The organism is Roseibium sp., from assembly GCF_965276855.1.
Classification (GTDB): Bacteria; Pseudomonadota; Alphaproteobacteria; order Rhizobiales; family Stappiaceae; genus Roseibium.
In genome coordinates this window covers 1,136,670-1,149,953 of record NZ_OZ255700.1, presented here as the reverse complement: position 1 = coordinate 1,149,953, position 13,284 = coordinate 1,136,670, and the positions used below count along the sequence as shown (strand labels likewise).

The window sequence follows — 13,284 nt, the reverse complement described above, 5'->3', positions numbered from 1 at the left end:
AGCGAACTACTCAGACGCGCCGGAGCCGCTCTGCTCAATGCGCGCGGCCCAGACCTTGGACACTTTAGAAAGTGGCAGGAGCGCTTCGTAGACCTCTTGCCCAAGCGGTGACACGCAATACCCGCCATCCCCTTGTGTGACGAACCCCGCTGCCCGCAATTCTTTCAATCGGGCATTCAAAACAGCCGGAGAAATGCTCTCGCAAGCCTCCTGCAATGCGCGGAAGGTGCAAGGGCCCTGTTCGCTCAAGGTCCAGACCACACCCATTGCCCAGCGGCGTCCCAGTAAGTCGAACAAGGCCATGATCGGCGCGCCGCTGCGCGATCCGCGGACGGCCTTTCCGGGGACCGGAATGTCGGTCATATATCCTCCATTGCTATTAAAATAATAGCATGCTATTTCTTTCATAGCAGTTTAGAGGATAGGCCCATGCAGGCAAGAGACTTTCTATTGTGGTCGGTGCTCGCCGCGCTGTGGGGCAGTTCGTTCCTGGCGATTGGTGTTGCCGTCAAAGACATTAACCCGGCCACGTTGGTCTTTACGCGGATGGCGATTGCAGCGCCTGTTCTGGGCTGTGTGCTGCTGCTGAGGGGAGGCGGTTTTAGCCTCGGGGTTCGCGGCTGGATCATTGCGGCCATTGTCGGCGTCAGCGGCAATGTCTTGCCGTTTCTTCTGATCAGTTACGCAGAGCAGGAGGTCAACACCGGGCTTGCCGCGCTGATCATGGGCATTGCTCCGATCATCACTCTGGTTGCCGCGCCTCTGACCCATTTTGAGGAAAGTCTAACAAGACTGAAGGTGTTCGGTGCGCTGGCCGGTTTTGCCGGGGTCGCCGTTCTGGCGGCACCGGACTTAAGTGCAGGCAGTATCGGCAGTCTTCTGCCCGAGCTTTGCCTGGTCATGGCGGCCTGTTGTTATGCCTTCACGGCGCTTTTCTCGCGGAGATTTCCCTTTCCTGATCCCTTGCAAATGGCAGCAGCCTCGGTCTTCGTTGGGCTGCTGGCGCTGGGGGGATACATGGTTTTGTTCGCGCCGGACCTTGGTCTGTCCGCTGCGCTGGTTCCGGCGCTCGCCGCGGTCCTTTATTTGGGACTGGGACCGACAGCGCTGGCGGCCTTGATCTATTTTTACTTGATCCCGCGCATCGGGGCCGCCCGGGTGCAGCAAGTGAATTATGCAGTGCCTGTGATCGGCACTTTGCTCGGCATCGCTGTGCTTGGTGAACAGCCTGGCTGGACCGCCTGGCCGGCTCTTGGCCTCATTGTTTTCGGCGTTTATCTGGTGACGCGGCCGGACAAGACTGAACCGGCGCCAGCGCGCCAAATCGCGGAACCTGCTGAATAGACGGCTATAGCGTTTCGGTCGCAGGTAACCGTTGAGCTGATGTGTCGGTGGAATCCGGGATATAGACCGTGACTTGGCCGCGCCCCTTTTTCTTGGAGGCGTAAAGGGCCGTATCCGCCCGCCTTAGCAAGTTGACCGGTTCGGTCGAATAGGCAATGCCGGCGCTGGCCCCAAAGTGGCAGGAATGGCCGTTGAGGGTCACCCGTTGAGACAGGATCGCGATCGCCTCCTTGGCGACAGCCAGAACACGCTCGCGGTCCGTCAAGCCGAAGACGATCACAAACTCATCCCCACCAAGTCGGAAAACCTTGTCCTGCGGGTAGGTGAGCGAGCTTAAGGTCTCACCGACATATTTGAGAACTTCATCGCCGGTTTCGTGCCCCAAGGTGTCATTGATCGTCTTGAACCGGTCAAGGTCGAAGCAGACAAGAGCGAATTCCTTGGTGCCGTCGGCCTTGGCGGAGAGTGCGTCAAGGCTTTGCTCAAAGCTCCACCGGTTGCCGAGGTTTGTAAGAGCATCCGTGTTCGCCTGATGGGCAAGAAGCTCCTTGGCCCGCTCCGTCCGTCTTTTGGCCACCTCCAGAGCGCTGACCATATGGGTTGCCTGCTTCAAGAACGCCCGGGCCGCGATCATCATGCCTGCATAAACGATGATCAGGCCGATCGCCAAGGGCGGCAGCAGCCGTTGGCCTGGAAGAGCCGGGTTCCAGATGAAGTTGGCTAGCGTGATGCCGTCTTCGTTTCGGATTGGCCAACTGGCCTGGAAATAGGACGGAGAATCTTTTGTGATTTGGAGGCCGGGCAGCTGGAATTTCTCGCCAAGATCCGCAAGCGCCTCGTCATCCAGCGGGCGCACGAACATCATGACATGATCAATGCTTGTATCTGTCTCTGCGTCGTAGGTGGTCATGCGCGCCGCGGAGGCGAGATAGAGATCATCGATTGTGCCCAAAAACCCGGTGGCTGGTATCGGCGTTTCATTGGTCGGGGTTCGACGGGCGCGGTTGATCAGTTTTTCCGCATCCGGCCCGTAACGCTCCATGGAAGTTCCGTCAGTGACGGCATCTTCGTAAACGTGCAAACGGTCCGCATTCTCACCATCCACAACATGGACACCGATAATCCCAAGATCTGAGTACATGTAATCGACGAAGGTGTTCTCTACCCAGTTTTCATCGAAGCTGTCCACGAGCCGGTTCACCGACTCATCCCAGTAGGCGTATTCCAGTGTGAGTTCTGAAAGCCGATCCAGGCGCTCGCCAAGGACCGAACCCATGACCCGTTCACTTGACGTGATGGCTTGCCGGTCAAGTGCGTTGACCAGGAAGGCTGCAAATACAAGCAGGCTCACGGCACCAATGATGAAAGACGCCCAGAACGGGCGGGACAGCTTGTGGATCCGCTTCAGGCGCGCTTTTCCTGCCGGTGCATCAGCTTGCTGATGCCCGGGTGGCGCTCTGGAAGTTCCTTTTTGACTGGCCCCAATCTCCGTGGACAACACGATCCCAAATTCTCGCAAGCCGTTTTTTCGTTATCTCGCAAGTATAAGTGCAGTTCATCGAAAAACGAGCTCGTATTTTAATAAAACTTGGGATTTCGGAGTTTCTGGAAAATAAAAAGGAAATTTGCTAAAACACCCATTGTGAAAACTTCGTAGAAAGACAAATTCCGACTTCCTCATTTTTGACGAGGGCGCGCGCCTTCTAGGTGTGAAGTTGTAGACTTCGCCTCTTCGTCAGGCCTTCTCATCCATCTGATGATGGTTTTTTCCGGGACAGAGTGCCTTGGCGTCTTTATGACTGATGGTCGTACTTGAACCGCCATGGCCTTGGATCTGCTGGATGTTTTTTGCGCTCTCTGTCGCAACCACCTACATACTCACCAACATCGACGGGTTGTTCGCCTTTTTGGCGCTGGCGGCCACGGGGCGCAAACCGGCGGCCATTACCGGCTTTTTGCTGGCGCAAATCGTTGTAATCGGTGGGGCGGTGCTTGTCGGCGGCGGAGCCGCGCTTCTGGCACCGGCTGATCTCGGGTTGCTGGGCATTGTGCCGGTAGCACTCGGGTTTCGTGAAGTCTTGAAAAACCGCCGCAAACCCGATCAGGATGATGAAGTCAAGGCACCGGCTCCTGGCTCAATCATTGGGGTTGTCGTCCTTTTTCTGGCGCTTAGCACCGATACCTTCGTTTTGATGGCAACGTTTTTTGCAGATACGAGACCCGAGCTCGACCGCTTTGTCCTATCCGGCGCCCTGATCGCGGTGGCAACGCTTCTTGCGCTTGGGACCTTCTTGAGCCGTCTCATAAAGCCGACACCGGCCACAGAGAAATTCTTCGAACGCCTTGCCCCGCTCGTCATGATCGTCGCCGGCCTTTACATCCTCATGGACACGCAAACGGATGTTTTTTAGGTGTCTGCAATTTCTACTTATTGTTAATAATGCTTCCGTTTATCAACGCCGGGGGCGGTAATGCTGTCATCGGTTTGACCCCAAGCTTCGTATTGGTGATCAGGGCAGAAATGCACTGACGTGGTTGTCCGCATTTTGGAAGCGCCTCAACGCAAGTCTTTACGGTTTTGGAAGTTATTTGAACTAATATGTATTTATACGTATGAAGCGGAGAGGGCTTATGATTTCTGTAAGGACATGGCTGCTGGCATCCAACGCTGTTCTAGCGTTGGTCTTCTTCGCTGTTTTGGCTTTGCAAGTGCATAGGGACTGGCAGGCATACAAAACACTCCAGAGCGCGTCCCAGGCGGTCTCGGTGGTCAGCGACATGTCTTCAGCCACAATTGAGCTGTCGCTGGAACGCTCCCTGACGCAAGTTGCAATCAATCTGGATGACCCGATTGCTCCGGAAATTCGCTCCATGCTGATGGATCAGCGGCGCAAATCCAATGCCCTCTTTGCGGAAGCCAAAGAGGTGCTTTTGTCTTCTTCTGAAATCGGAGAGCGGGAGGCTTTGGCCAGCCGGCTCGACAGCCAGCTGGGACAAATCGCATCGCTGCGTCAACATGCGGATCGGTTGATCAATGTCCCCATCGGCGATCGCAAACGGCAAGAAATCGTGTCGCTGCCGATTGAAATCAAGCAGATGGTGTCATCTCTGGATGGTCTTCTCGGCGATATTCGGGGGCTGATGGAAGAAGCCCCAACAGACATTCTCGCGACAGACGAGATTGTTCGGCAAGCATGGAAGATCCGTGAATATGGCGGCCGCGAACGGACGCTGTATGCCATCGCGACAGCACGCCGCGACCCGATCAGCCGGGCCGACCTGACGTATATGTTTGAAAACCATGGCCGGACGGTGCAGGCATGGGAAGCGATCGAAGCGGCGAAGGACAGCGAGCAACTGTCAGCTGATGTTAGATCTGGGATTGCGACCCTGGGCAGTTCCTATTTCGACCGCTACGACCGGCTGCGCAAGCAATTGATCGCAGAGTCGGAAACAGGCTACTATTCCGCGGAATTCGGAAGGCTGTTCCAAGAATCAGAGGCGGCCCTGCAAACGGCAATTCGTCTTCTGGAATTGGCCGTTGAAAGCAACCGGGTCAAAGTCGAGAATGCACTGGCGTCTGCATCAACGCGGCTGAGTGTCGAGTTTGGCATCGCCCTGGCAATGCTGATGCTCATTGTGGCGATGAGTTGGGTCTCCATGGCGCGTGTTGCCCGGCCGATCGGCTCTCTGACCCACGCAATGACGGCAATCAGCCGGGACAGCAATACGTCCGTTGAGATTGACGGTCTGAACCGCAAGGACGAGATCGGCGATATGGCGCGAGCCTTGGAGGTCTTTCGTGACAATGCCGAGAAGGTTGCGCGGCTGACGGAAGAAGAAAAACTCCGCGAGCAAAAAGCTGCCGCCGACAAAGCTGCCGCGATGGAAGACCTGGCCCAACGGTTTGAACAAACGATTTCCCAGATAGCGCAGGACGTCAATGCGTCTGCACAAACCATTGCGGCAAGTGCCACGACAGTGCGGGATCAGGTGGGCGAGGCTGGGCACCAAGCCGAAGGTGTAAATCAGTCAGCCGTGCGCGCATCTGAGATGGTGCAGTCCGCAGCGTCGGCCGCAGATGAGTTGTCTCAGTCCATCTCCGAGATCGGGCAACAGGTGAGCAGCGCGGCGACGATTGCAGGACGTGCTGTGACCGAAGCCGACAAGACCCGGGAAGAAGCCGAAGCACTGGCCGCAAATGCCCAGGAGATCGGCAACATCATCAAGCTTATTCAAGAGATCGCCGAGCAAACAAATCTCCTGGCCTTGAATGCAACGATTGAGGCCGCAAGGGCCGGAGACGCCGGACGCGGGTTTGCCGTGGTGGCCTCTGAGGTGAAGACCCTGGCTGAACAAACCCAGAAGGCGACGGAAGAAATCTCCACCCAGATCGAAACCATTCAGGCAGCCAGCGGCAGGATGTCCGCATCGACAATTTCTATCGGCAAGACGATTGAGGAAATTGCAACTGTTGCCGGCGATGTATCGACATCGATGGATCAACAAAACGCGGCAACTGGAGAAATTGCCCGGACTATCGGCACCACATCTGACGAGACCCGGCAGGCGAGCGATGGGATCAGCTCGGTCACCACAGCCACAAACACGTCGCTGGAGAGCGTCGAGGCCTTGCTTCACGCCGCAAGTGTTCTGAATGGGAATTCCGAAGCCTTGCGTGAACGCGTCAATGATTTCACCGCCGAAATCCGCGCGGGCTGACGCACAAAAGGCCGGTTTCAGCGCAATTCCTTGGCCATCTGGGCCGTTTGCTGCCACCCGTCGCGTTCGTAGAGCGGCCGCGCCTGATCGGTCGCGGTCAGAACGGCATGGGTGATCCCGCGCGCCGTGAAGGCGTCATCGGATGCGGCCATCAGGCGTTTGGCGACGCCTTTTCCGCGGTGGTCCGGTTCGACAAAAACGTTCAGCACATACCCGCGGTGCAAGACGTCCGGGTGGAGATGGTGGGGAGGCCAGTCGATGACCATCAGCCCAACACCGCCGACAGCAACCCCGCCCACTTCTGCAATGAAGCCAAAATAGCTTTTGGACTGGAGCGTGTTTTGTTGCCACTCTCGATAGGCCGGGCTAAAGGCAGCCTTGGCTGCCTCGTGATCTCCAGCGGCCTGAAACATGTCGTGCCGGTGCCGGCAGATCAGATCGCAATCTGATGGCGCGACAGGGCGAAGAGTGACGGTCATGTCAGACAGGGCCCTTGTTTCTCACCCCTCGTAGACGATCTCACGCGTCTCGCGGAAGGTGACATCGGAGAATTTTTCGGTGATGTGGCCCACTTCCCAGGCGTTCTTGAACAGGAAAACGGGCTTGTCGTCGCGGTCGTTGGCGATCGACATGCGGTGGCCTTCGATCATCTTTTGCAGGGTTTGGCTGTCGGTCTCGATCCAGCGGGCGGTCGTGTAAGGTACGGCCTCAAAGCCAATTTCTGTGCCGTATTCCGCGCGCAGGCGATCAACCACAACATCGAGCTGCAGCGCGCCGACAACGCCCACGATCCAGTTGGAGCCAAGGTCCGGCTTGAAAATCTGAACAAGGCCTTCTTCGGCCAGGTCCTGCAGACCCTGACGCATCTGCTTGACGCGCATGGTGTCGGAGAGGCGCACGCGGCGCAGAATTTCCGGCGCAAACGCAGGGAGGCCGGTCACGTGGATGTTCTCGCCTTCGGTCAAGGTATCGCCAACGCGCAGCTGGCCGTGGTTCGGCACGCCAATCACGTCGCCTGGGTAGGCAAGATCTGCGATCTCGCGTTCCTCGGCAAAGAAGAAGATCGGGGCGGAGACGGCGATCTGTTTGCCGCGCGCACGTGCTTCAGCTTCATGCCGCGCTTGAAGGTGCCCGAACACAGCCGCACAAACGCAATGCGGTCGCGGTGCTTCGGATCCATGTTCGCCTGAACCTTGAAGACAAAGCCGGTGACTTTATCCTCGTTCGGCATGATGGTCCGTCCGCCAGTCGCCGGCTGGGAGTGCGGCGGCGGGGCAAAGTCGGCTATGAAATCAAGGATTTCCTCAATGCCATAGTCGCGCAGGGCCGAGCCGAAGAACACCGGGGTCAAATGGCCTTCCAGGAAGCTTTCATTGTCGAACTCCGCATAGCCTTCCGCGCCGAGTTCGACGTTTTCGGTGAGCTCATCCATGATCCGGTCGAAGACGGTGCCGGTGAGAGCGTCGTCGTCCAGACCGGAGACGGTCTTGGTTTCCGTGTACGGCCCGCCGCGATCGCCGCCGGATGTGTGGAACTGCTTCTTCTGCCAGTCGTAAACGCCGAAAAAGTCGGAGCCCATGCCGACCGGCCAGGTCTGCGGAGACACATCGAGGGCGAGGGCTTCCTGAACTTCGTCGAGGATCTCTAGCGCATGCCGGCCTTCACGGTCGATCTTGTTGACGAAGGTGATGATCGGGATGTCGCGCAGCCGGCAAACCTCGAAGAGTTTGCGGGTTTGGGTTTCGATACCCTTGGCCGCATCGATGACCATGACCGCCGCATCCACGGCGGTCAGCGTGCGGTAGGTGTCTTCGGAAAAGTCTTCGTGACCCGGCGTGTCGAGCAGGTTGTAGATGATGCCCTTTCGCTCGAACGTCATGACGGAGGAGGAGACGGAGATGCCGCGTTCCTGCTCGATCTTCATCCAGTCGGAGCGGGCCCGGCGGCGTTCACCGCGCGCGCGGACCTGACCGGCGGCCCGGATCGCACCGCCCGACAGGAGGAGCTTTTCGGTGAGCGTCGTTTTACCGGCATCCGGGTGCGAAATGATCGCAAAGGTGCGCCGGGTCTGGTGTGGCGCCGCGCCGTTGGTGGCCATCGAGGTGTCTCCTGAGCAAACCGCCGGACAAAGCCATCGTCTGGGCCGCGCATCACACCGGAGATCCAGGAGCGCAAGCCGTCACAAAAGGCCGGACGGATTGATGTTTCGTTGGCGCAAGGTTCTAGAGGGATTTGCGGCAAAACTCCAGCGGGATTTATGAGCGTGACTTTTCCTGGTCAGGTCCCGGCGCAAGGCCGGGACTGCGCCAAGTGAAGTGGTCACCGATTTGGTTTCCAGTCGCCGTATCGCCAATTAGGGATGGGTATTCATCAGCCCGAGGGTATCACCGCGTGGGGCGCAACAGGCGCGGTTACCTTTATTTTCAAAGCAATCAGATACCCGGCGACAATGGCGACGAAAATCGCATAATGAATTCCCGTTTGGCGGGATTGCTTTTCAGGAACAGCGCTTCTGTCTAGGATAAACCAGGCTGAATTTAACAGAAGTGCGATTGCAAAGACCCAGAAATACCGAAACCCAAGTCGCTCAGACATGGCGTGTGGGTGGTAAAAGGCAACAACCGAGTAGTTCATGAAGGCCCATCCGAATGCGGCTGCACTCAGGCCAAGAAGCAACGTTTTTCTGATGACATAGGACATTATCGGCAATACGCGTTAACGGTTTGATTTCTGGAAGTTCGCTGGACTTATCAAATTTGGTCAGGGAAAACATACCTTCTCTTCCGGCCTAATCTGCAACAAAAAGAAAGAGAAAATGACCAACCGCGCTTGCCTGATCACCGGCCTCCTCATGATCGCTGCGACCGCTGTGATCTTGCTCTTCATGGGCCGGATTCCGATCTGTGTGTGCGGCTATGTGCTTTTCTGGACGCCGGCGAGCGATGTGTCCGGATCCTCGCAGCATATTGCTGACTGGTACACCTTCAGCCACATCATCCATGGGTTTTTGTTTTACTGGCTGCTCTGGGCTTTGTTCAAACAGAGACCTGTTGGGGAGCGCGCTTTGGGCGCGATCTTCATTGAGGCGGCCTGGGAAGTGGCGGAAAACAGCCCCTGGATCATCGATCGTTACCGCGAAGCGACGATTGCGGTCGGCTACACCGGCGACAGCGTGCTCAATTCCGTGTTCGACATCCTCTGGATGCTCGCTGGTTTCTTCTTCGCCTGGCGGATGCCGGTTTGGGTCACGGTCGTGGTCGGCATCGTCTTTGAGCTCCTCGCGCTCTGGGTGATCCGCGACAATCTCACCCTGAATGTTCTGATGCTGATTTATCCGATAGATGCCATCAAGGTTTGGCAAGCGGGTTGACCGGACACAGACAGTTTTTGGGAGATAATTTGCCGCGGTGGTCCAGATGCGGGTGGATGATGGACCACCGCGGCAGTTTCACGCTGCCATCAAGAAGTGGCAAACCCTTCAGTTTCGGGGCATCAGGGTTTTACGGGCGGAAGGACGGTAACCAGGCGGGCAGTCCTGGTGCTGGCGTCCTCAGATGCCGCTCCTTGTGAGGCCGCAGCGTGATTTTCTTCATCCTCTTCCTCCGGGTCGAGGTCGATGATGATCAGGTTTTCCAAAAAGGCGATGATGGCCGCGCGGTCCTTGTCGCCGAGCGCCTCATAGGCAAGACGGCTGGCTTCGGCTTCGCCGCCATGGGCCCGGATCGCTTCATCCAGGGTCGTCGCGTTGCCATCGTGCAGCCAGGGGCCGGTCGAACCGACGCCGGCAAGTGAGGCCGTCGGCCAGACGGACGCACCAAATCCGTGCACATCCACCGGATCGGCAAGGTTTTCGCCCATGTCGTGCCGTTTGAAGTCGGAGTACCAGGAGACAAGCGCCCCGCCGTCGCCGGCCTTCGGAAAGGCGCCAAGGTTCAGCGTTTCTCCCTTGGCGGTTACGATATGGTTGTTGGGGCTGTCTTCTGTGAGGTCAAACCAGATTGGCGCGTGACCATCGAGACCGGTGTCGATCGCCTTCTGGCCGGAGGGGAAAATGTCCTCCCGGAAACCGGTCTGCAAACTCGGTTCGGAAAAGATCGGTGTCGAGATTTTGAGCGTCGGCACATGACAGGTGGTGCACTGGGCTTCGGTCATCAAACGTTCGCCGCGCTCGATCTCCAGAACTTCCCCGGCTGTCAGCTCCATTAGGCCATGTTTGGCAAGTTCGAGTTTCGAGGCCGGCCGTTCCAAGGCGGCCATATAGATGGACAAAGCGGTCAGATCGCCGACGGACAGCTCTCCTGTCACGCCATCATGATCGCCGTCATGGTTGCCCACCAGTTCATCTGCCTGCATGCCGAGCTCATTATGGGCGGCGTGGCGGGTGAAGGCTCTCAAGGTGGCGTGCGAGCCCTTCCAGCCAAACATGCGGACAACGAGGTCTTCGTCCACACCCTCAATGCCGGACCGGTCGTATTCCGCAACACAGATCCCGGTGAGCGGATCTTTCTCAGGCGTTGCAGAGAGTGTGCCGAAGCTGATGGTCTTTGCTGTCAGATCGACCGAGGCATCTTGGCCCAAGGTGCAGACTTCCTTTTGAAGAAGCTCTTCCTGTGCGAGGAGTTCTGCCGTCATTTCTTCTGCAATCCGCTGCACCGCGCCAAGCGCGAAGAGGTGCGGTGTGTTCCGGTGCAGATACTTGGACGGGTCGCCTGTATGCAGCGGATCAACGATCCCGTTCAGCGGGTTTGGACCAGCCCCATTGGCATAAGGTGCTGAATGACAGGAGATACAGGATTGGGCGACCGGGCCAGCTTCGCGCTCCGGCAGATGCGTGGTCCACTCGCCGAAAAGTTCCAGATCAGCCCGCGGCATCCGGGTAAACATCTTGCCGTCCTGGCTGACCTTGGCGCCGACCCCGCGTTCGGCCGTGAATGTCGCCTCGGTCAGTTCATCACCGGCTTCGAACGCCTCTATGAAAGCGGCCTTTGGATCCTTGAGGGCAGACGCGTTCAAGTCTTCCTGATTGACTTTCGGCGGCTCTTCTGCAGACGCAGCAGTAATACACAAAAGACCCGCAAGGCCGAGCGGAGCCGCTCGGCGCAAAGACTTGCGCACAGACATTGATCTTCTCCCTCTGGATCACAATGTCTTGATCTTGGCACAGCTAATTGTGGCGTGTTTGGTGATTTCTGCCACAATTACATTTATTCGAGATTTAGAACATTAAATTTTATTTACGGGAATAATCGGGTTTTTGGTGTGTTATATTTCTTCTTTGGATTTACTTTGAAGTGGTCAACCTTGATTGCCGGAGAGAGTGTCATCGGACAGCAGGGAAGGTAGTGGTGTGCGGCAGGCTCAATTTGCCAGAATCTCCTCAATCACGAGATTGAACCGGTTGAGCGCACCCTCGTAGCGGCCGAAGAGATGGCTTGGATTGCCTTTTGAGGCAAAACCGGACTGGATTTCCTCGCCGAGTTCGAAATCTTCCATGAGAGCCGTGGTTGTGATCAGCTGGTTCTTTGCCCATCGTTCGCGCATCTCTTCCGTGTCCGGGTAGGACTTCGGTGCCAGCGTTACGATCCGCACCCGGGTATGGTCGGCAGCAACCGGCTCATAGTGAAACCACATCACGTGGTCCTGCTGAACCAGCAGCTGGCAATTGGTTACAAGCGTATAGAGCAGGTTGGCATCGCGCCGGATTTCCCAGTCATCTTCCGGTGTTTGTGTGAGGTCTGGCATCGATATCCGCGGCAGGACCGATCGGATGTGCTGACCAAACATACGGTAGGTTGAGAGATTGTCCGTGAAATAGGGTCCGATCGTGTTCTTGTGCGCGACGCGAAAGTGGTAGGCTTCCAGTCCGCCTTCGACCAGCACTTTCCAATTCGCCTTGATATCAAGCGTTTCCACAACGGCGACTTTGTGATCTGCCATGCCCAACCATTTGAAGTCGGTTGCAATTTCCCCAAGCCAGGCATCGATATCCGGCATGTCCCCCGCGTCCGGATTAGCGATGATCCAGATGAACCCATGAGCTTCGGCAACGGGCAGGCGTCTCAGGCCGCGTTCTGCGCGCGGCAGATCCGGAAAGCCCTGGTCCTCGTGCGGCACACCGCGCAAGGCCCCGTCATTGCTCCAGCTCCAGGCGTGATAGGGGCAGGTGAAGATGCGCTTGCAGCCGCTCTCCTCCCGAACGAGTTTTGCGCCGCGGTGCCGGCAGACGTTCAAGAAGGCATTGACCTTGCCGTCACCGTCCCGGACCAGCAAAACCGGCAGATCGAGAAACTCCTTGGTTAAAAAGGCTTGTGGCCCTTCGAGTTCGGAGGAGTGCGCAACAATCATCGGGTGGCGGCGGAACAGGGCAGACCGCTCCCGCTCAAAGCGTTCCGGACTGGCATATCGTGAGATGGGCGAGTGGGCGATGGTTTCATCCAGATAAGCTGATTTTTGTTCCGCCAATCCGATGATTTCCTTGATCAGGCTGATCTCTGTCGTCCGATCCATCGCGCATCTCCGTTAAGTTACTTACCGATTGGTAAGTTAACTTACCACTTGGTAATTTGTCAAGCAGGCGTTATAGGAGAGAGCAAAGGACAAAGCAGATGACAAACGCAGCGCCGGCCGTTGACCGGTATCTGGAAATTGCCGAGCGCCAATTTGCCGAGACAGGTTTTCATGGCGTCAGCCTGGCGGCGCTCGCAAAAGAGGCTGGTGTCAGCAAGCAGGCGTTGCTGCACTTCTTCGGCACGAAGGAAAAGCTCTACGGCGCGGTCCTCAAGAGGCTGTCGGACAAGCTCTGCGCGGAGGTTGCAAAGGCCGAGACTGGGGATCCTGCAGCCGGCCTCGTCGCGTACTTTGAAGGTCTTGCAAAACACTCATTGGAGCGGCAGGCCGAAGCACGTCTTGTTGTCCGGGCACTCCTGGACACCGAGGAAACCGCGCGCTTCTGGCCCATGAAGCCCTATCTCGAAGCCTTGACGGAACTTGCCCGCAAAACCCCGAAGTGGCAGACCGCTCTCTTGGACGAGATCCGGGCTGGACTGTTTCAGCTGATCGGGGCAATCCAGTATCTGACGATCTCCCAAACAGCGCTCACCGGTATGTATGGCGAGGAAGACCGCCAAGCGATCGAAGAGAGGTTTGCTGACAATATCTCAGGTGCAATTCGAGTGTTTGTCGAAGCGTGAGACATCCGGGGCAGCCATTGGACCAAGT

11 protein-coding genes and 1 pseudogene are annotated in these 13,284 nt (G+C 57.2%); 5 read left to right on the top strand and 7 right to left on the bottom strand.

Features of this window, described 5'->3' with window-relative positions; all coding sequences use genetic code 11:
- Nucleotides 1–6: 6 nt before the first annotated feature.
- The gene (locus ACQY4Z_RS05305) at nt 7–363 is read right to left on the bottom strand and encodes a winged helix-turn-helix transcriptional regulator (protein WP_428527331.1); all 357 of its coding nucleotides are present in this window, start codon (nt 361–363) and stop codon (nt 7–9) included.
- A gap of 66 nt (nt 364–429) precedes the next feature.
- On the opposite strand from ACQY4Z_RS05305, the gene ACQY4Z_RS05300 reads away from it, so the two are divergent.
- Nucleotides 430–1,344 carry a DMT family transporter gene (locus tag ACQY4Z_RS05300; protein WP_428527329.1) on the top strand — a complete coding sequence of 305 codons (915 nt, stop codon included), beginning with the start codon at nt 430–432 and terminating at the stop codon, nt 1,342–1,344.
- A gap of 4 nt (nt 1,345–1,348) precedes the next feature.
- Here the strand turns inward: ACQY4Z_RS05300 and ACQY4Z_RS05295 are convergent, their stop codons facing one another.
- Nucleotides 1,349–2,845, bottom strand: a complete 1,497-nt coding sequence (locus tag ACQY4Z_RS05295) for a diguanylate cyclase domain-containing protein (RefSeq protein WP_428527326.1) — start codon at nt 2,843–2,845, stop codon at nt 1,349–1,351.
- A 340-nt stretch (nt 2,846–3,185) separates the two neighbouring features.
- Between ACQY4Z_RS05295 and ACQY4Z_RS05290 the strand changes: the two genes are divergently transcribed.
- Complete coding sequence (locus tag ACQY4Z_RS05290) at nt 3,186–3,755, top strand: cadmium resistance transporter (protein ID WP_428527324.1); 570 nt, start codon at nt 3,186–3,188, stop codon at nt 3,753–3,755.
- Between the two features lie 220 nt (nt 3,756–3,975).
- Nucleotides 3,976–6,066 (top strand): methyl-accepting chemotaxis protein, encoded by a 2,091-nt coding sequence (locus tag ACQY4Z_RS05285; protein ID WP_428527322.1) that lies wholly within the window; start codon nt 3,976–3,978, stop codon nt 6,064–6,066.
- 17 nt (nt 6,067–6,083) lie between these two features.
- Here ACQY4Z_RS05285 and ACQY4Z_RS05280 read toward each other — a convergent pair whose 3' ends face one another.
- The 3 genes and pseudogenes from ACQY4Z_RS05280 to ACQY4Z_RS05270 all read right to left on the bottom strand — a co-directional run.
- The gene (locus tag ACQY4Z_RS05280; protein WP_428527320.1) at nt 6,084–6,545 is read right to left on the bottom strand and encodes a GNAT family N-acetyltransferase; all 462 of its coding nucleotides are present in this window, start codon (nt 6,543–6,545) and stop codon (nt 6,084–6,086) included.
- Nucleotides 6,546–6,566: 21 nt separating this feature from the next.
- Entirely contained in the window at nt 6,567–7,067 is a 501-nt protein-coding gene (locus tag ACQY4Z_RS05275) for a hypothetical protein (RefSeq protein WP_428529718.1), read from the bottom strand.
- Between the two features lie 15 nt (nt 7,068–7,082).
- Nucleotides 7,083–8,164 (bottom strand): annotated as a pseudogene (locus tag ACQY4Z_RS05270) (peptide chain release factor 3); the annotation flags it as partial.
- A gap of 717 nt (nt 8,165–8,881) precedes the next feature.
- Here ACQY4Z_RS05270 and ACQY4Z_RS05265 point away from each other — a divergent pair.
- Nucleotides 8,882–9,436 (top strand): DUF2585 family protein, encoded by a 555-nt coding sequence (locus ACQY4Z_RS05265; RefSeq protein WP_428527318.1) that lies wholly within the window; start codon nt 8,882–8,884, stop codon nt 9,434–9,436.
- A 122-nt stretch (nt 9,437–9,558) separates the two neighbouring features.
- Here ACQY4Z_RS05265 and ACQY4Z_RS05260 read toward each other — a convergent pair whose 3' ends face one another.
- The gene (locus ACQY4Z_RS05260) at nt 9,559–11,187 is read right to left on the bottom strand and encodes a di-heme oxidoredictase family protein (protein ID WP_428527316.1); all 1,629 of its coding nucleotides are present in this window, start codon (nt 11,185–11,187) and stop codon (nt 9,559–9,561) included.
- Between the two features lie 237 nt (nt 11,188–11,424).
- Nucleotides 11,425–12,573 carry an aromatic ring-hydroxylating oxygenase subunit alpha gene (locus ACQY4Z_RS05255; protein ID WP_428527314.1) on the bottom strand — a complete coding sequence of 383 codons (1,149 nt, stop codon included), beginning with the start codon at nt 12,571–12,573 and terminating at the stop codon, nt 11,425–11,427.
- Between the two features lie 98 nt (nt 12,574–12,671).
- On the opposite strand from ACQY4Z_RS05255, the gene ACQY4Z_RS05250 reads away from it, so the two are divergent.
- On the top strand, nt 12,672–13,256 hold the full coding sequence (locus tag ACQY4Z_RS05250) for a TetR/AcrR family transcriptional regulator (protein WP_428527312.1): 585 nt from the start codon (nt 12,672–12,674) through the stop codon (nt 13,254–13,256).
- Nucleotides 13,257–13,284: the final 28 nt, after the last annotated feature.